The 16,867-nt window shown below is 76.6% G+C and carries 17 protein-coding genes and 1 pseudogene; 7 read left to right on the top strand and 11 right to left on the bottom strand.

All coding sequences use genetic code 11. From position 1 onward, the window contains the following. Window positions 1-4: 4 nt before the first annotated feature. Window positions 5-745: an oxidoreductase gene (locus tag HH311_RS20700; RefSeq protein WP_169185575.1), complete on the bottom strand. Its 741-nt coding sequence runs from the start codon at window positions 743-745 to the stop codon at window positions 5-7. A gap of 120 nt (window positions 746-865) precedes the next feature. Here HH311_RS20700 and arfB point away from each other — a divergent pair, with 120 nt between their 5' ends. The 3 genes from arfB to HH311_RS31045 all read left to right on the top strand — a co-directional run bounded on the left by arfB (window position 866) and on the right by HH311_RS31045 (window position 2,839). Next, the gene (gene arfB, locus HH311_RS20695) at window positions 866-1,306 is read left to right on the top strand and encodes an alternative ribosome rescue aminoacyl-tRNA hydrolase ArfB (RefSeq protein ID WP_169185574.1); all 441 of its coding nucleotides are present in this window, start codon (window positions 866-868) and stop codon (window positions 1,304-1,306) included. A 163-nt stretch (window positions 1,307-1,469) separates the two neighbouring features. Then, the gene (locus HH311_RS31050; RefSeq protein WP_312030284.1) at window positions 1,470-1,916 is read left to right on the top strand and encodes a phage holin family protein; all 447 of its coding nucleotides are present in this window, start codon (window positions 1,470-1,472) and stop codon (window positions 1,914-1,916) included. A 56-nt stretch (window positions 1,917-1,972) separates the two neighbouring features. Next, window positions 1,973-2,839 carry an alpha/beta hydrolase gene (locus HH311_RS31045; protein ID WP_312030283.1) on the top strand — a complete coding sequence of 289 codons (867 nt, stop codon included), beginning with the start codon at window positions 1,973-1,975 and terminating at the stop codon, window positions 2,837-2,839. A 51-nt stretch (window positions 2,840-2,890) separates the two neighbouring features. Here HH311_RS31045 and HH311_RS20685 read toward each other — a convergent pair whose 3' ends face one another. The 4 genes from HH311_RS20685 to nth are packed head-to-tail and all read right to left on the bottom strand — an operon-like array spanning window position 2,891 to window position 6,256. Continuing rightward, the gene (locus HH311_RS20685; protein ID WP_169185572.1) at window positions 2,891-4,087 is read right to left on the bottom strand and encodes a MarP family serine protease; all 1,197 of its coding nucleotides are present in this window, start codon (window positions 4,085-4,087) and stop codon (window positions 2,891-2,893) included. Next, window positions 4,084-4,830 (bottom strand): CoA pyrophosphatase, encoded by a 747-nt coding sequence (locus tag HH311_RS20680; protein WP_169185571.1) that lies wholly within the window; start codon window positions 4,828-4,830, stop codon window positions 4,084-4,086. Before HH311_RS20680 ends, HH311_RS20685 begins: the two co-directional genes overlap by 4 nt. Beyond that, window positions 4,827-5,474, bottom strand: a complete 648-nt coding sequence (locus HH311_RS20675) for a TlpA disulfide reductase family protein (protein ID WP_312030282.1) — start codon at window positions 5,472-5,474, stop codon at window positions 4,827-4,829. Before HH311_RS20675 ends, HH311_RS20680 begins: the two co-directional genes overlap by 4 nt. Further along, a complete protein-coding gene (gene nth / locus HH311_RS20670; RefSeq protein ID WP_211190561.1) occupies window positions 5,471-6,256 on the bottom strand; it encodes an endonuclease III in 786 nt (261 codons plus the stop codon). The genes HH311_RS20675 and nth overlap by 4 nt, the downstream gene beginning before the upstream one ends. An 85-nt stretch (window positions 6,257-6,341) precedes the next feature. Between nth and HH311_RS20665 the strand changes: the two genes are divergently transcribed. Both HH311_RS20665 and HH311_RS20660 read left to right on the top strand, forming a co-directional pair. Then, entirely contained in the window at window positions 6,342-6,620 is a 279-nt protein-coding gene (locus tag HH311_RS20665; protein ID WP_169185570.1) for a hypothetical protein, read from the top strand. A gap of 229 nt (window positions 6,621-6,849) precedes the next feature. Next, a complete protein-coding gene (locus tag HH311_RS20660) occupies window positions 6,850-7,524 on the top strand; it encodes a Crp/Fnr family transcriptional regulator (protein WP_169185569.1) in 675 nt (224 codons plus the stop codon). A 206-nt stretch (window positions 7,525-7,730) separates the two neighbouring features. Here HH311_RS20660 and HH311_RS20655 read toward each other — a convergent pair whose 3' ends face one another. The 5 genes from HH311_RS20655 to HH311_RS20635 are packed head-to-tail and all read right to left on the bottom strand — an operon-like array spanning window position 7,731 to window position 12,644. Further along, the gene (locus tag HH311_RS20655) at window positions 7,731-8,513 is read right to left on the bottom strand and encodes an MBL fold metallo-hydrolase (protein ID WP_169185664.1); all 783 of its coding nucleotides are present in this window, start codon (window positions 8,511-8,513) and stop codon (window positions 7,731-7,733) included. A gap of 40 nt (window positions 8,514-8,553) precedes the next feature. Beyond that, window positions 8,554-11,193, bottom strand: coding sequence for a hypothetical protein (locus HH311_RS20650; protein WP_169185499.1), 2,640 nt, complete (start codon window positions 11,191-11,193; stop codon window positions 8,554-8,556). After that, window positions 11,186-11,968 carry a hypothetical protein gene (locus HH311_RS20645; protein ID WP_169185568.1) on the bottom strand — a complete coding sequence of 261 codons (783 nt, stop codon included), beginning with the start codon at window positions 11,966-11,968 and terminating at the stop codon, window positions 11,186-11,188. Before HH311_RS20645 ends, HH311_RS20650 begins: the two co-directional genes overlap by 8 nt. 50 nt (window positions 11,969-12,018) lie before the next feature. After that, window positions 12,019-12,486: a RidA family protein gene (locus tag HH311_RS20640; RefSeq protein ID WP_169185567.1), complete on the bottom strand. Its 468-nt coding sequence runs from the start codon at window positions 12,484-12,486 to the stop codon at window positions 12,019-12,021. After that, window positions 12,483-12,644 (bottom strand): DUF4177 domain-containing protein, encoded by a 162-nt coding sequence (locus HH311_RS20635; RefSeq protein ID WP_169185566.1) that lies wholly within the window; start codon window positions 12,642-12,644, stop codon window positions 12,483-12,485. Before HH311_RS20635 ends, HH311_RS20640 begins: the two co-directional genes overlap by 4 nt. Window positions 12,645-12,822: 178 nt before the next feature. Between HH311_RS20635 and HH311_RS20630 the strand changes: the two genes are divergently transcribed. Together HH311_RS20630 and HH311_RS20625 are read left to right on the top strand one after the other, a co-directional pair. Further along, window positions 12,823-13,887: an ArsA-related P-loop ATPase gene (locus tag HH311_RS20630; protein ID WP_312030281.1), complete on the top strand. Its 1,065-nt coding sequence runs from the start codon at window positions 12,823-12,825 to the stop codon at window positions 13,885-13,887. After that, window positions 13,877-15,043 (top strand): ArsA family ATPase, encoded by a 1,167-nt coding sequence (locus tag HH311_RS20625; RefSeq protein WP_169185565.1) that lies wholly within the window; start codon window positions 13,877-13,879, stop codon window positions 15,041-15,043. The genes HH311_RS20630 and HH311_RS20625 overlap by 11 nt, the downstream gene beginning before the upstream one ends. A gap of 1,384 nt (window positions 15,044-16,427) precedes the next feature. Here HH311_RS20625 and HH311_RS31995 read toward each other — a convergent pair. Further along, window positions 16,428-16,715 (bottom strand): annotated as a pseudogene (locus HH311_RS31995) (WhiB family transcriptional regulator); the annotation flags it as partial. Between the last annotated feature and the right edge of the window lie 152 nt (window positions 16,716-16,867).

Raw genomic sequence — 16,867 nt, 5'->3', positions numbered from 1 at the left:
GGCCTCAGCCCGCGGCGTCGGCGATGCCGGTGGCCTCCTTCGCGCCGGTCCGCCAGGCGGTCACGCCGTGGGCGAACCACCGCGCGAGGCCCTCGTGGGTGCCGGACGCGAACGCCTGGGCGGCCTCGCGGTACTCGGTGCCGGCCCGCAGGTGCCCGACCTCCGGGACGACGAGGCCCTTGGGGTCGAGCCCCGTGGAGATCGCGGTCAGGCGGGCCGCAGCGCGGGCGACGACGCCGTTGGCGACGAGGAACGGCGAGAGCGCCAGCAGCTCGCCGTGGACGACGCCGACGAGCACCGGGCCGGGCACCGAGGTCCCGCCGACGACGAGGCCCGCGAGCGCGTCGAGCCGCGCGGAGACCCAGGCGCCGGGACGGGGACGGCCGAGGTCGGACTCGGGGGCCCGGTCGGTGGCGGCGAGGACGTGCAGCCGTGCGAGCGCCTGCAGCGGGGCGCGTCGCCACGTCGGGAGCAGGCCACCGAGCGCCTCGGCGACCCGCAGCGAGCCCGCGAGCACCGGGTCGGTGACCGGACCGTCCTCGGGGAGGTCGGCGCTGCCGCCGTCGAGCGCGGCCGAGGCGCGGGCCGCGCGCACGGTCGCCTCCGCGGCGGTGGTGGGCCAGCCGCGGCGGTTGGTCCGGTGGCCGTGGACGGCCTCGACGTGCCGGCGGATCGACTCGGCGCCCTCGGCCACGCCGGGCAGGTCGAGCAGCGGCGCGAGCGGATCGGTGGTCGCGGCGGTCATGGGTCCATCGTCCCAGGCGGTTCGCGGGCCGTGAGAGTGGAGAACCTGACGTCCAATGTCAGCGGTGCCACACCGCTGACGTCACCGGAACCCGCTCGACAGCCTAGGGAGACTGGAGACATGGACACCGACGACGCTGCCGGCGACCTCTGGGTCTCCGACGACGTCGTGCTGCCCGCGGGCGCCCTGACGTGGCGGTTCTCCCGCTCGTCCGGGCCGGGCGGGCAGGGCGTCAACACCGCCGACTCGCGGGTCGAGCTCGTCGTCGACCTCGCCGAGGCACCCGGCATCCCCGACGACGCCCGCGCCCGCCTGCTGGCGCGCGTGCCGCACCTCGTCGGCGGGACGCGGGCGAGCGTCACGGCGTCGGAGTCCCGCTCGCAGCGGCGCAATCGCGAGGCCGCGCGACGGCGGCTCGCGGCGCTGCTGCGCGACGCCCTCCTCCCCGATCCACCGGCCCGTCAGGCCCGCCGACCCAGCCGGGGTGCCCGGCTACGTCGGATGGAGGACAAGCGTCGTCGCTCTGAGCGCAAGGCGCTGCGCCGCTCGCCCGCGGAGTGAGAGTCCGGATCGGAGGACTGGACTTCGGCTTGATCGGGAAGACACGGCCCGTGCGCACGTGTCACGGCACCGCCGTCGGACGGCCGTGGCACGATGTGCCCGCTCTCGACCCGACCCGCCAGGAGGGCCCGTGACCTCGCCGTCGTCATCCGGAGGACCCCCCGTGGTGCCCTCGATCCCGCTGAACGCCGAACCGGTGCGCGCCACCGGCGAGGCGTCCGTCGGGACGTTGGTCAAGGAGGTGACCACGCACGTCTCCACGCTGGTGCGTGCGGAGGTCGAGCTCGCCAAGCAGGAGGTCACGGCCGAGGTCAAGAAGGGGGTGCAGGGCAGCATCTTCTTCGTGCTGGCGGCGGTCGTCGCGCTGTTCAGCCTCTTCTACTTCTTCTTCGCCGTCGCCGAGGCCTTCAACCTCATCTGGCCGAGCCAGCAGTGGGCCGGCTACGCGGTGACCTTCGGCATCATGCTCGTCGTCGCGGGCATCGCCGGGTTCCTCGGCTACCTCAAGGTCCGCAAGATCAAGGCGCCGGAGCGGACGATCGAGACGGCGCGCGAGTCGGTCGAGGCACTGCGCCGCGGCCGCTCCGACGCCCCGCCCTCGACCTCCTGAGCCAGCTCGGCGAGGACGACCCGGCGGCGCTGCCGGGGCCGTGGCGGCACCGCGCGGTGTCCGCCAACGGCATCCGGCTCCACGTCGCCGAGTGCGGGCCCGGCCCGAGCGGCACCGACCCGGTGCTGCTGCTGCACGGCTTCCCGGAGTTCTGGTGGTCCTGGCGCCACCAGCTCACCGCGCTGGGGGCGGCCGGCCACCACGTGGTGGCCGCCGACCTGCGGGGCTACTGCGGCTCCGACCGGCCGCCCCGCGGCTTTGACCTGTGGACCCTCGCCGGCGACGTGGCCGGGCTCGTGCGCGCCCTCGGCGCCCGCCGCGCCACGCTCGTCGGCGCCGGGTGGGGTGGAGCGGTCGCGTGGACGGTGGCCGCGCTGCACCCGCGCGTGGTGTCCCGCCTCGTCGTCGTCGGGACCCCGCACCCGCTGGCGCTGCGCCACGCGGTCCGTCGCCGGCCCTGGCGGCACGCGGCGGCGCTGCGGGACGTGGCCTTCTTCCAGCTCCCGCGGCTGCCCGAGCGGTCGCTGCGTCGTGACGGCGGCTCGCGGGCCGGGGAGCTGCTCGCCGCCGGCTCCGGGCCGGACTGGGCGGACGCCCCCGAGTTCGGGCGGGTCGCCGCGCAGCACGCGGCGGCGATCCTGACCCCGCGCACGTCGCACTGCGCGCTGGAGTACTTCCGCTGGGCGGTCCGCTCCCAGGGCCGCCCCGACGGCCGGCGGTTCGCGCAGGCGATCGACCGGCCCGTCGAGGTCCCGGTGACGACGCTGCACGGCGACGCCGACCCGTGGGTCCCCGCCGACGTGGCCCGCGCCTCGGCCCGCTGGGCCCCCGACCACGAGTTCCTGACGGTGCCCGGCGCGGGCCACTTCCCGCACCAGGAGGTCCCGCGCCACGTCAGCCAGGTGCTCCTCCGGAGCCTGTGAGCAGAAAACGTCGGTATAGCGACACTTGGTGCTCACCAGCGCGGAGCGCACCTAGGCAGCGCAGCTACCCGTCGACACCCGGCTCGTGGCGTTCGGCGCGGCGTTCAGCGCCGCGCGCACCTGGTCGGCGGTGAGCACGAAGCCGGTGTCGCCCTGGTCGACCGCGGCCCCGAACACCACGCCGATCACCTGGCCCTGCGGGTTGACCAGCGGGCCGCCCGAGTTCCCCGACCGGACCTGCCCCCGGATGGTGTAGACGTCGCGGGTCACCGTTGAGGAGTCGTAGATGTCGGGCCCGCGCAGCTGGATGCGCTGCCGGATCTTCGCGGCCGACGAGGTGAACGGGCCGTCGAGCGGGTAGCCGAGCGCAACGGCGTTGTCCCCGGTGTTCGCGCCGGAGAAGTTGAACGGCAGCGCCCGCGCGTCGAGGTCGGGCACCGCGAGGATCGCGACGTCGACCTGCTCGTCGTAGTACACGACGCGGGCCGACTCGGTCTGCGAGCCGCCGCCGGACTGCGGCACCTCCACCGAGACCTCGCTGGTCCCGGCGACGACGTGGGCGTTCGTCATCACCCGCTGGTCGCCGATGACGAAGCCGGTGCCCTCCAGCGCCCGGGAGCAGGACGGGGCCCGCCCGCGGACCTTCAGCACGCTGGCCTTGGCCCGCTGGACGACCGGGTCCCGCACGAGCTCCGGGTTGGGCGCGGGCACCTCGGCCACCGGCGTGGACGAGAACGGCGAGAGCACGTCCGGGAAGCCGGACGCGTCGAACATCGACCGCAGCTCGTTCGGCAGCGCGCGGATCGGCGTGGGCATCACGGCGTCGACGGTCTGGAGCACCGCGGAGTTCTTGAGCGCCGAGGACAGCGCGACGTTCGACGAGGTCGCGAGCGGCAGCGCGATCAGCCACGCGACGACGAGCGCGGTGATCGCCTGCAGGACGGCGCCGAACGTGGAGTCGACGGTGCGGACCGCGTTGAGGCGCATCCGGTCGCGCAGCGCCCGCCCGAGGTAGACCCCGAGCGTCTCGCCCAGCGCCACGAGCGCGATGACGATGAGCACGCTGACGACGACGCGGCTGGTGTCGCCCTGGAAGAGCCCGACGACCAGCGGGGCGAGCTTGAGCCCCAGCAGGGCGCCGCCGATGACGCCCAGGAAGGACAGGGCGGCCACCGCGAGCCCGTGCCGCCAGCCGGAGATGGCCGCGGCGATCGCGAGCAGCACGACGACGATGTCCACCCAGCTCATCGGATCGCGTCTCCCTCACGGCGGCGAGCCGCCTCGTTGTCAGCACGGTGGGCCGTGAGCTCGTCACGACGGCGGGCCCACGCCTCGTCGAGGTCGCGGACGTCCGCGGTGTCCCAGGGGATGGTCCACCCTCCGAGGTCGAGAACCCAGGACAGGACGAGTGCGGTGAACCCCCAGACCAGCAGGCCGCGCACCGCGAAGGCGGGCCCGAGGTAGCCGCTGGGGGAGGTGACGGTGAACCGGCGCGCCGGGTCGGTGAGCTCGGCGAGCGGCACGCGCTCGACGGCGGCCGTCTCCCCCGGGTCGACGACGTGCACCGGGCTCGGGCGGTCCCAGTGCGCCACCACCGGGGTGACCGCGAACCCGGTCACCGGGATCGTCAGGGCCGGCAGCGTCGTCAGGGGCACGACGCCGGCCGGGTCGGCCCCGGTCTCCTCCTGCGTCTCGCGCAGGGCGGCGCGCACCCGGGCGTCGAGCCCCTCGCCGTCGACGGGCTCCATCCCGCCGCCCGGGAACGCCGCCTGGCCGGCGTGGGCGCGCAGCTCGGAGGCGCGCTCGGTGAGCAGCACGTCGGGCCCGGCGTCGGCCGTCTCGCCGAAGAGCAGCAGCACCGCGGCCTCGCGGGCCGGCCGGTCCGAGGGCCGGCGACGTAGGGGCACGTCGTCCTCCGTGGCCCGGGCGCACCCCTCGACCAGCGGCACGAGCCACGCCGGCGCCTCCTCCGGGCGCAGCAGCGAGCTCACCCGGCCGCCTTCGCGAGCGCGCCGTCGACGGCGCTGCGGACCTGGGCGGGCGAGGCGAAGACCTGCGCGGGCAGCGGGACCACGGTCCCGTCGGGACGGACCACGACGCTCGCCGGGAGCACCGGCGCGGCCCCGAGCCGGCGCGCGACGGTCTGCCCCGGGTCGGACACCGAGGGGTAGTGCGCCCCGAGCTGGCCGAGGAGCGCGAGCGCGTCGGCGGGGTCGTCGGCGACGTCGACCCCGAGCACGGACGCGGCCCCGGGCTCGGCGGCGTAGGCGGTGATCGCGGGGATCTCCTCGCGGCACGGCCCGCACCACGAGGCCCACAGGTTGACCAGCGTGGTCCGGCCGGGCAGCGCCGTGGCCAGGTCGACGCGGCCGGGGGCGCCGAGGCAGTCGAGCTGCAGCCCGGCGAGCGGGGCCGGGGCGGTCGCGGCGCCGGGGGTGGGGGCGGGGCACGGCTGCAGGCCCGCCCGGGCGCGGGCGTCGGCGAGCTCGGCCGGATCGCTGCGTGCCGTGGGCGCGGCGGAGGGCACGGGCTGCGGGGTGCCGCCGCCGTCGGACTCCCGCGGCCACAGGGCGATGACCCCGATGACGACCAGGACCACCACGAGCAGGGTCGATCCGACCTCGGTGCGCGTCACCGCTCGAGACCGACGAGGGCCAGGAGGTGGTCGGCCTCCGGGCCCTTCACGAGCTTGGCGGCCTTCTGCGGGTCGGTCTCGCCGATCCCGGCCGAGGGGCAGTCCTTCGCGAGCGAGCAGGCCCCGCACGCCGGCTTCTTGGCGTGGCAGACGCGCCGGCCGTGGAAGATCACACGGTGGGAGAGCATCGTCCAGTCCTTGCGCTCGATGAGCGTGCCGACCTGCTTCTCCACCTCCACCGGGTCCTCCGAGTCGGTCCACGCCCACCGGCGGGTGAGCCGGCCGAAGTGGGTGTCGACGGTGATGCCGGGGACGTCGAAGGCGTTCCCGAGCACGACGTTGGCGGTCTTGCGCCCGACGCCGGGCAGCGTGACCAGGTCGGCGAGGCGGCCCGGGACCTCGCCGTCGAACTTCTCCACCAGCGCCTGCCCGAGGGAGATCACCGAGTTGGTCTTCGCGCGGTAGAAGCCCGTCGGCCGGAGGATCTCCTCCATCTCGACCCGGTCGGCGCCGGCGTACGCGGCCGCGTCGGGGTAGCGGGCGAACAGCGCGGGCGTCACACGGTTGACGGTGACGTCGGTGGTCTGGGCCGAGAGCACCGTGGCGACGAGCAGCTCGAGCGGGGTGGTGAAGTCGAGCTCGCAGTGCGCGTCGGGGTGGGCGGCGGCGAGCGCGCGGTGCATGCGACGGGCCCGCCGCACGAGGCCGAGCCGGGTCTCGCCCGGCTTCACCGCCGCGGCGTCGGACGTCCGCGTCCGCGTGGTGGGAGCCCCCGAGGTCATCCGACCAGGGTAGTGAACGGCCCGACACGCCGGGACGACCCCGGTGCTCGTCCGCCCCCGCGCGTGCGAGAGCATGACGTCCACCATGACCGCCTGGATCGCCGTCCTCATCCCCCTGCTCATCATGGTCTTCGCCCTGGGCATGGAGCGCCTGGAGACGAGGCTGCGTGCGGGCACCGTCCGTGAGGACGAGGTCGAGGACTTCCTCGAACGCGCCCGCCCCGACGAGGTGAAGGCCTTGTTCCGCCAGGGCATCGGCGGGGCCCTCCAGATGTTCCGGCTGCGCAACCTCGGCAAGCGTCACGGTGGGTCGAAGCGTGGTCGCGGGTCGACGACGGCCCCCCGGAGCACGACGGGGGTGTGACGCACACCCAGCGGCGTCATTCCGTCCGCGTACCCTCGTCCGAACGGGGGATGCGAGTCGCGGACGGCGTCCATGCGAGATAGATCCGGGGTCGCGACGGCGGCGTGCGGCGTGATCTTGGCGTTGTACACGACTAGACTTGAGCAAGACGTGACCGGTGACACAGCACGGGCCGGGGCCGGAGGGTCCCGCGACGGGCGGGGTCGGACGAGTCGGCGAGGAGCGGACGGTGGACGAGGTACTGGCCCGCGCGGGGATCTTCCAAGGCGTGGATCCGGCCGCGGTCGAAGTGTTGACGGAGTCTCTCGACCGGGTCGAGTTCCCCCGTGGCACCGTCATCTTCAACGAGGGCGAGCCGGGCGACCGGCTGTTCATCGTGCAGAGCGGCAAGGTGAAGATCGGGCGCCGATCTCCGGACGGTCGCGAGAACCTGCTGTCGATCTTCGGTCCGTCCGACATGTTCGGTGAGCTGTCGATCTTCGACCCGGGTCCCCGCACGTCGACGGCGACCTGCGTGACCGACGTGCGCGCCTACTCGATGGACCGCACGGCGCTCAAGGAGTGGATCTCCCAGCGTCCGGAGATCGCCGAGCAGCTGCTCCGCGTGGTCGCCCGCCGGCTGCGCCGGACGAACAACCTGCTGGCCGACCTCATCTTCACCGACGTCCCCGGGCGGGTGGCGAAGGCGCTGCTGCAGCTCGCGCAGCGCTTCGGGTCGCAGGAGGCCGGGCTGCTGCGGGTGACCCACGACCTCACGCAGGAGGAGATCGCCCAGCTCGTCGGCGCCTCCCGCGAGACCGTGAACAAGGCCCTGGCCGACTTCGCGGCCCGCGGCTGGTTGCGCCTCGAGGGCAAGAGCGTCCTCATCCTCGAGCCGGACCGCCTGGCGCGCCGCGCGCGGTAGGGGTCCTCGCTCGTCGGACCTCCCCTCCCGGGACAGCAATGGCGCATTCCTGGCGTTGAGCGCGAGGACGGCGCCGTTCGCGCACCGTGCGGCTCAGCCCCGCGGTGAGCGAGTGGCGCCGTTCTGGCGTCAGATGGCAGAGATGCGCCATTGCTTGCGCTAGGCGGGAGCTGGCCGCAGACCGGGGTCGGCCGTACGCGGCGGGGTCAGCCGTGGTCGCGCAGGTGGTCGAGCTGGGCCGCGACGGAGATGTCCGCCGCCGGCCAGAGCGACTCGTCGACGTCGGAGTAGACGATCTCGACGACCTGCCGCGGCGTCGCCGAGCCGCCGAGCCGGCGCAGCGCCTCCCGCACCTGCTCCAGCCGCTGCTCGCGGTGCGCGAGGTAGTCGCGGGCGATCTGCGGGGCGTCGGCGAGGTCCGGTCCGTGCCCCGGGAGGAGCGTCGTCCCGGCCGGGAGCGCGGCGAGCCGGTCCAGCGACGCGAGGTACTCCCCGAGGGCGCCGTGGTGGTCGCCGAGCACGGTCGTGCCCCGCCCGAGGACGGTGTCCCCGGTGAGGACGCTGCCGTCGCCGTCGACCAGGAAGCACAGCGAGTCGGTCGTGTGCCCGGGCGTCGCCACGACCCGGATGTCGAGCCCGGCCGCGCCGACGGCCTCGTCGGGACCGAGACCCTCCGCGCCGAGGCAGAGCCGCGGGTCGAGCGCCCGCACCGGCGCCCCGGTGCGGTCCGAGAACCTGCGGGCCGCCTCGCTGTGGTCGAGGTGGTGGTGGGTGAGCAGGATCAGCTCGACGGGGCCGTGCTCGACCAACCGGTCCAGGTGGCGGGCCTCGTCGGGCCCCGGGTCGACGACGACGCACCCGCGCTGCCCGGGCGCGCGCAGCACCCAGCTGTTGGTGCCGTCGAGGGTCATCCCCGACGGGTTCTCCGCGAGCACCACCCCGGCCGCCGCGGTGACGGGTCGGAGCGTCTCGTAGGCCGGGTGCGGGATCGTCGACGGGTCGGTCACGACCGGACCCTACGGCGCGCGATCAGCCCGCGTCGTCCGGTCGCTCCGGCGGCAGCCCGTGCCCGTTGACCCCGTGGGGACCCCGGCGGGGCGGGTGCGGACCCGGGGCAGGCGGCGGCTGCGGGCCGGGAGCCGGTCGCGGCGGGCCGGCGAACGGATCGGCGCCCTCGGCGCGCTCCCGCTGGGCGAGCTCCTCGTGCAGGCGGGCGAGCAGCTCGCGCTCGCGGTCGGAGAGCTGGGCGACGGAGTCGTCGAAGTCCGGCGACCACGCCGCCGTGGTGTCCGGCTGCTCGGGGGGCCGGCCGGACGCACCGTCGGCCGCCGGGGACCAGCCCGGTGCCTCGGACGCCCACCCGGCGGGGTCGGCGGCCGCCCACGGCGGCGCGACGTCCTCGCCCGGTCCACCCGGCCCGGCCGGTCCCCCCGGTCCGGCGGGGCGACGCGGGCCCGGTCCGGTCGGTCCGGTCGGTCCGGTCGGTCCGGTCGGTCCGGTCGGTCCGGTCGGTCCGGGAGCACCGGGCCCGGGCGCCACGGCCGGTCCCGGCGCCGGGGGACCCCCGACGGGCGGCGGCCCGACCACACGGGGTCCGGCGGGCGGCGGGGCCGCGGGACCCGACCACGCGACGGGGCCGGTGGCGGGCTCGTCGTCGGGGGCGGGCACCACCGGGTCGTGACGGTGGCCGTTGGTCCCGAGCGTGACGGCCTCGTCGCCGGGGGGTCCGGCGTCCGGGCCGTGCCGGTGGCCGTTCGTCCCGAACGTCACCGGGTCCTGCCCGACCTCGACCGGCGAGGCGAAGAGCGTGTCGGGCCCCGGTCCGGGGTCGTCCGCGACGGGGCCGCCGGGCCACGCCGGACCGGGCCCGGCCCCGAAGCGCGCGTCGTGGCCGAAGCGCGGCGCCCCGGCGTCGTGCCCGTTGGTGTCGTGGGCGCGGCTGTGGCGCGCGCGCAGGACCTGTGCGTCGTCCTGGTCGGGGACCCCGGGGGCGGGCTCCGGTGCGACGTCGTCGGGGTCGGCGGGGAGGGGGTGGCCGTTCGTCCGGGCCCGCGACCGCGGCGCGCGGAACGACGTCGTCCCGGAGCCGTTCGTCGAGGGCCGTCCGTGCCGCCCGCTCGGCTCCTCGTCGTCGTCGTCGGGGTAGGGGTCGGGGTCGGCGTCCGCGTCGGCGCCCTCGGGCTCCAGACGGGTGGGCTCGAGCGACTCCGCGGCGGGGAGCGGCGCCGAGAAGTCCTCGGGGGAGGGCTCGGCCCACAGCGCGGCGATCCGCCGGGCGGTCGAGGTGAGGTCCTCGTCGATCGAGGTCTCCTCCGGCACGTCCGGGACCGCGGGGGGCGGGGCGGTCGTCGTCCCGACGGCGGGCGCGGGTTCCGGGGCGTCGGGCTCGGCGGCGACCTCCGCGACCTCCGCGACCTCCTGGGCCTCGACCGGCCCGGCCGGCTCGGGCTCCGGGGCCGGAGGTGAGGGCGCGGGCGCGGGCGCCGGCACGGTGCGTGCGGTCCCCGCGTCGGCGACGGTGCGCCAGGTCTCGCCGTCGTCGGGGTCGGAGGAGGGCTGCGGCGCGAGTCTCGACGCGCCGGAACGGCCACCGGCGGGGTGCGCGGCCGGCTCGTCGGCGACGAGCGGGCGCGCCGACGCGAGCGCATCGCGGTGGTAGGCGGGCAGGGACGCACCGCCGGCGAACACCTCGACCGACGTGTCGTCGAGAGCGCGGGCCGCGTGCGCGAGGTGGTGCACGACGGGTTCGCAGTCGTCCGGGCCCTCGGTCTCCACCAGGACCACGCGGTGCGGTACGGGCCCGGGCGCGGAGCCCGCGGGGGTGACGCGCCAGCTCTCCCGCACCGCCACCACGCCCGGCAACCGGCGGGCCGCCCGCGCGAGGGGGAGCCCCGGCGCGCGGTCGTGGGCCGTGGCGACGAAGCGGTGCACCGAGCGGTCGAGCGCGCCGGTGTCGGTGGGCAGCAGACCCAGCAGCTCCGGGTCGACACGGGCTGCGGTGAACCACGGCCGCAGGACGCCGCGTTCCTCCCCCGTGAGCCCGACCCCGCCGGCGAGCAGGCAGCCGCCCAGCAGCTCCGCGGCCTCGGCGTCGTCCTCGGCGGCGACCATCTCGCGGACCGAGGTGAGCGCGTCGTCGTCGAGCCGCCCGGCGAGGCCGAGCAGGACGTCGTGCAGGCGCCCCGGCGGGCCGTCGCCGGTCGCGGGACGCTCCGGTGCGGGGGTCGGAGGGACCGACCTCTCGGGGACGGCCGGCTCGCCGGGGGACGCGGCCGCGTCGTCGCCGGCGGCGCGCACCGGCGGCACCCGGCCCGTGCCGGTCGTCCCGGGGAGCGGGCCCTCGACCGCAGCACCCTCGGGCGCCGGCGCCTCGACGGCGGGCACGTCGACCACCGGCACCTCGGCCGCGGGCACCTCGGCCTCCGGGGACTCGGCACGCGGCGCCTCGACCACGGGCAGGTCGACGCCCGGGAGCTCGATCCCCGGGAGCTCGACCCCCGGGGTCTCGGGGACCGGGGACGCGGAGCCCGTCCGGTCGCCCGCGCGACGACGCTGCTCGGCCACCCGACGCCACGCGGCCAGCGCCACCGGGTCGCGACCGCGCTCGCCGCGGGGCCGGGGAGCGGGCGGACGGGGCCCGTCGGGCTGCGGGGATCCGGGCTCAGCCATGGCGCACCAGCTCCGCCGGCGCCGCGCCGCCCGATCGCGGGCCGGGCAGCCCCGGACCCCGCTCCGGGCCGGGCGCCGACACCGAGGCCGGCGCCCCGGCGCGCCACAGGACGTCCGAGGCCGTGAGGGCGGCGCGGTGGTAGGAGGTGGTCAGGGTGCCCGCGCCGATCACCTCGACGCCGGGCACGGGGCCGCCGTGGGCCCGCAGCGCCCGCTGCACCGCGCCGGTCAGGGCCGGCAGGTCCCCGGCGGCGCTGACGAGGACGACGCGCACCGCGTCGCCCGGCTCGCCGGGGCCGCCCGTCCGCCAGGCGCGGCGCACCTCCCCGACCTCGCCGACGGTCGGGAGCAGTGCCCGCAGCACCAGGTCGGCGGCGTCCCAGCCGCTGCGACCGGGCTCGGTGAACGTCGCGGCGGGCTCGGGCGCGGTGTCGGCGTGCAGCACCGCGTCGACCAGCCGGGCCGGCCCGTGCCACCCGGCGACGGCCTCGCGCAGCAGGGCCCGCTCGGACTCGGTCACGCCGACCCGGTGGCGCAGCAGCGTGCGCGGCACCGCGGTCCGCAGGGCGACGACGGCGTCGGCGGCCAGCCAGTCGCGCAGCCGCCACAGCGGGCGGTCGGGCAGGCGGCCCGCGAGGGCGACGAGGAGGTCGTGGCAGGCGCGCTCCACGCCGCCGGCCCGCGCGTCGGCGGCGTCGCGGGGCCCGCCGGTCCGGTCGTCCCCGGCCGCCCCGTCGATCCCTGCCCCCTCGAGGCCGGCACCCGTGCTCGCCACGTCGGTCTCCCTCCGCCCCGGGCGTCGTCCTCCCGCGGCCTGCTCGAAGCTCACGCCAGGTCGACGACGACCTCAACCTCGACCGGGGCGCCCAGCGGCAGCGCCGCCACCCCGATCGCCGAGCGGGCGTGTTCGCCCGACGAGCCGAAGACCTCGCCCATGAGCTCGGACGCGCCGTTCACCACCTGGGGCTGGCCGCCGAACCCGGGCGCCGAGGCCACGAAGCCCACGACCTTGGCCACCGACGCCACCGCGTCCAGCCCGACGACCGCGTCGATCGCGGCCAGCGCGTTGAGGGCGGCGATGCGGGCGTAGGCCTTCGCGTCGTCGACCGAGACCTCCGCGCCGACCAGCCCGGTCGCCGGCAGCTCCCCGCCGACGAGCGGGAGCTGGCCGGAGGTCCACACCTGGGTGCCGACCTTCTTCGCCGGCACGTAGATGCCCTTCGGCGGCGCGACCGGCGGCAGCTCGACGCCGAGCTCCGCGAGCCGCGCCCGGGGCCCGGCCGGCGTCGTCACTGCAGGGGCCGCTTGAGGTACGCGACGTGCTGCTCACCCGTCGGCCCGGGCAGGACGGTGACGAGCTCCCAGCCGTCCGCGCCCCACTGGTCGAGGATCTGCTTCGTCGCGTGGGTCAGCAGCGGGACCGTCGCGTACTCCCAGGTCTGGGCACTCATGGCGTCCGAGGGTAGATGTCCGTTCCCGGCCCCTCCGTCGCGGCCCGGACCAGCGCGTACCCCCCGCACCAGCGGCGACGCGCCGCGCACGCACCGTCACCCCGGCGGAGCCCCGATGTGACCGAGCCCCTCCGGGCGGGGCCGACGGGCTCGTGCCGGCGGTCCTACCCTGGTCGCCGTGAGCAACCAGCGCCGGGCGGGCGGTGTCGGTGTCCTCGACGAGGCCGGTGTCGAACGCTGGCCGGAGTCCCTCGCCTCGGCCCGCCTCCACGTCGTGACCGGCAAGGGCGGCACCGGGAAGTCGACCCTCGCCGCGGCCCTCGCCCTGGCCCTCGCCGCCGACGGCGGCCGCACGCTGCTCGTCGAGGTCGAGGGCCGCCAGGGCATCGCCCAGCTCTTCGACACCCCGCCGCTGCCCTACGCGGAGCAGCGGATCGCGGTGGCGCCCGACGGCGGCGAGGTGCGCGGCCTCGCCGTCGATGCCGAGGAGGCCCTGCTCGAGTACCTCGAGATGTTCTACAACCTCGGGCTCGCCGGCCGGACGCTGCGCCGCATGGGCGCCGTCGAGTTCGCGACGACGCTCGCCCCCGGGCTGCGCGACGTGCTGCTCACCGGGAAGGTCAAGGAGTGCGTCGGCCGCACCGTCGGCGACGACCGCGGCGGCTCCCGGCGATCCGGGTCGCGGCAGCCCCTCTACGACGCCGTGGTGCTCGACGCGCCGCCCACGGGCCGCGTCGTGAAGTTCCTCGACGTCACCAAGGCCATGGGCACGCTCGCCCGCACCGGGCCGATCCGGACGCAGAGCGAGGGCGTCGTCGCGCTGCTGCACTCGCCGCAGACCGTCGTGCACGTCGTGAGCCAGTTGGAGGACCTGCCGGTGCAGGAGACGCTGGACACCGTGGATGAGCTCGCCGCCACCCACCTGCCGCCGGGTGCGGTGATGGTGAACCGGGTGCGGCCCGCCCGGCTGCCGGTGGACCGCGAGGTGGTGGACGAGGGCGGGCTGCGGGCCGGGCTCGAGGCCGCCGGCCTGTTCCTCAAGGACGAGGAGATGGACGGGCTGCTCGCCGAGGTCGGCGAGCACACCGACCGGCTCGCGGTCGAGGCGGGCGTGCGCTCCCGGCTCGACCAGGCCGGGATGCCGCAGCTGGAGCTGCCCGAGCTCGCCGACGGCGTCGACCTCGGCGGGCTCTACGAGCTCGCCGAGCTGCTCCGCGAGCAGGGGGTGCGCCGTGGCCGCTGACCCGACGGCCTCCGCGCCGGCCGGCCGCGTCCGCCGCCCCCAGCACCTCGACCTCGACGCGCTCGTCGACGACCGCGCCACCCGCACGATCGTCTGCTGCGGCTCCGGCGGGGTCGGGAAGACGACGACGGCGGCCGCCCTCGCCCTGCGCGCGGCGGCCCGCGGCCGGAAGGTGGTCGTGCTGACGATCGACCCCGCGCGCCGGCTCGCCCAGTCGATGGGCCTCGAGGAGCTCGACAACGAGCCGCGGGCGGTGCCCGGCGCCGTCACCGGCTCGGGCGGCGAGCTGCAGGCGATGATGCTGGACATGCGCCGGACCTTCGACGAGATGGTCTCGGGGCACACCACCCCCGACCGCGCCCAGGCGATCTTCGACAACCCCTTCTACCAGACGATCTCCACGTCCTTCTCCGGGACGCAGGAGTACATGGCGATGGAGAAGCTCGGGCAGCTCGCGGCCACCGGCCGGTGGGACCTGATCATCGTCGACACGCCGCCGTCGCGCTCCGCGCTCGACTTCCTCGACGCGCCGCAGCGGCTCTCGTCGTTCCTCGACGGGCGGATGATCCGCCTGCTCTCGGCACCCGCCCGGGCCGGCGGCTCGGCGCTGCGCAAGCTGGTCGGCTCGACGTTCAACCTGTTCGCCAAGGCCGTGTCGACGATCCTCGGCGGGCAGATGCTGGCCGACGCCTCGGCGTTCGTACAGGCCTTCGACACGCTGTTCGGCGGCTTCCAGGAGCGGGCCAACGCCACCTACCAGCTGCTGCGCGCGCCGGGCACGGCCTTCGTCGTCGTGGCCTCGCCCGAGCCGGACGCGCTCCGGGAAGCGTCGTACTTCGTCGAGCGGCTGGGCAGCGAGAAGATGCCGCTGGCCGGCATGGTGCTCAACCGGACCCACCCGGTGCACGCGACGCTCTCCGGCGCGCGGGCCCGCGAGGGCGCCGAGACCCTCGAGGCCGCGCGGGGGGACGCGACGACGGCGGCCGTGCTGCGGCTGCACGCCGACCGCGTGGAGACCGCGGAGCGGGAGCGCCGCGTGCTGGCCCGCTTCACGCGGGCGCACCCGAACGTGCCCATCGTCGACGTCCCGGCCATGGCCACCGACGTCCACGACCTCGACGGGCTCCGGGCGATCGGCGAGCTCCTGGCGTCCTGAGGGGCCGGCGCCGACCTGCGCGTGGCGCACACTCTCGGGCCGGTTCGGGGTCTGGGTCCGTCCACACCGACGCGCGCCGCACACAGTCCCGCCGAGTAGGCCGACGGCCCTGCCCACACCGACGCACGACGCACACACCCGAGGCTGTCGCGGGTCGGGGTCAGTGCGGACCGACGCGCGCCGCACACGATCTCGGCGAACCCACCCTCGTCGGCGGCCCGCTGTGGGGGAGCGCCGACTCCGGCGTCGACCGACCGACCGCCGGCGCCGGCCGAGTGAGTCACCACGCGCCGTCCGGATCTCCATCCGGCGTGCAGGCACTCCCTGATCTTCGGCAGGACAGCCACCACCGTCCCCGTGGCGACCAGCACCCCGACCTGACCAGCGACGCGACCGGGGCGACGCACACCCTCGGCCCGCACCCGCCGTGCCGTCGTCGGCGCCTCCGCCGCGGGAGCCACCGGTCCCCGTGACGAGGAGTCACCCCGACCCGGCCGGCCGCGCGACCGGGCCGACGCACATCCGTGGCCGGCACCCGCCGTGTCGTCAGCGCCTCAGCCGCGCGGGCAGCCGCCGGACGTTCCGCCCGCGCCAGCACGAGGGAGTCGCCACACTGCGTCCGGATCTCCGACCGCCGTGCACGCACTCCCTGATCTTCCGGAGGCCGTCACCGGTCCCCGCACGGAGCAGGCACCACGCACGCCTCGCCCGCGCGGCGACCACCCACCGACCGGATCATCCGCCGGCGCAGGCACTCCCCGACCTCGGGCGCGCCCCGAACGCGGCCGTGTGCGCCGCGCGCAGGTTCCGCGACGGCCCAGCGCCGTCACCGGCCAGGTGTGTGCGCCGCGCGCGAGTTCCGCCGCGACCCAGCGCCGTCTCCGGTCGAGTGTGTGCGCCGCGCGCAGGTTCCGCCGCGACCCAGCGCCGTCTCCAGCCGAGTGTGTGCGCCGCGCGCAGGTTCCGCCGCGATACAGCGCCGTCTCCGGCCAGGTGTGTGCGCCGCGCGCAGGTTCTGCCGCGACCCAGCGCCGTCTCCGGCCGAGTGTGTGCGCCGCGCGCAGGTTCCGCGACGGCCTAGCGCCGTCACCGGCCGAGTGTGTGCGCCGCGCGCAGGTTCCGCCGCGACCCAGCGCCGTCTCCGGCCAGGTGTGTGCGCCGCGCGCAGGTTCCGCCGCGATACAGCGCCGTCACCGGCCAGGTGTGGGCGCCGCGCGCAGATCCACCCGTGATCCGGCCCGACGCGGCGCGCTCAGCCCACGCGGCGGTCGTTCGCCCCACGCGGGCCCGACCCGCCCGCCGGGGGGCCCTGCTCGCCCGACGACGCCCGACGGCGCGGAGCCGGAGCCGACGCCGGCGCAGTCGGCTGCTGGGGACGCAGGGCCGCGCGGCGGGCGGCCTCGAGCAGCGCGGCCCAGGACACGACGTCCGGCCGTCGCTTGAGCAGCGCCCGCCGCTCCCGCTCGGTCATGCCGCCCCACACCCCGAAGCGGATGCGGTTGTCCAGCGCGTGCGCCAGGCACTCGGTGCGCACCGGGCACGCCTTGCAGACCTCGCGCACGTCCCGCTGCCGCGCCCCCTGGACGAAGAGGGTGTCGGGGTCCTCGTCGCGGCAGCGCGCGTCGCGACGCCAGTTCCGCGTGGCCGTCGTCCGTCCCGAATCGTCGTTCACGTCATCCCGCCCTCGTGTGGCCCCATGGCTCCCGGGGACCGCGCCCGCCCCGCCGGTGCGCGACCCCCGGCACGCCCGGCCCTGCTCGACCGCGCGTCCCGCCCGTTCACGGGGTTCGACGCACTCTAGGAGCGGACGGTTCCACCGAGAAA

Origin of the sequence: Actinomycetospora sp. TBRC 11914 (genome assembly GCF_012933465.1) — a bacterium.
Classification (GTDB): Bacteria; Actinomycetota; Actinomycetes; order Mycobacteriales; family Pseudonocardiaceae; genus Actinomycetospora.
The sequence above is the reverse complement of the archived record's forward strand: the minus strand, read 5'-3'. Positions and strand labels throughout refer to the sequence as shown.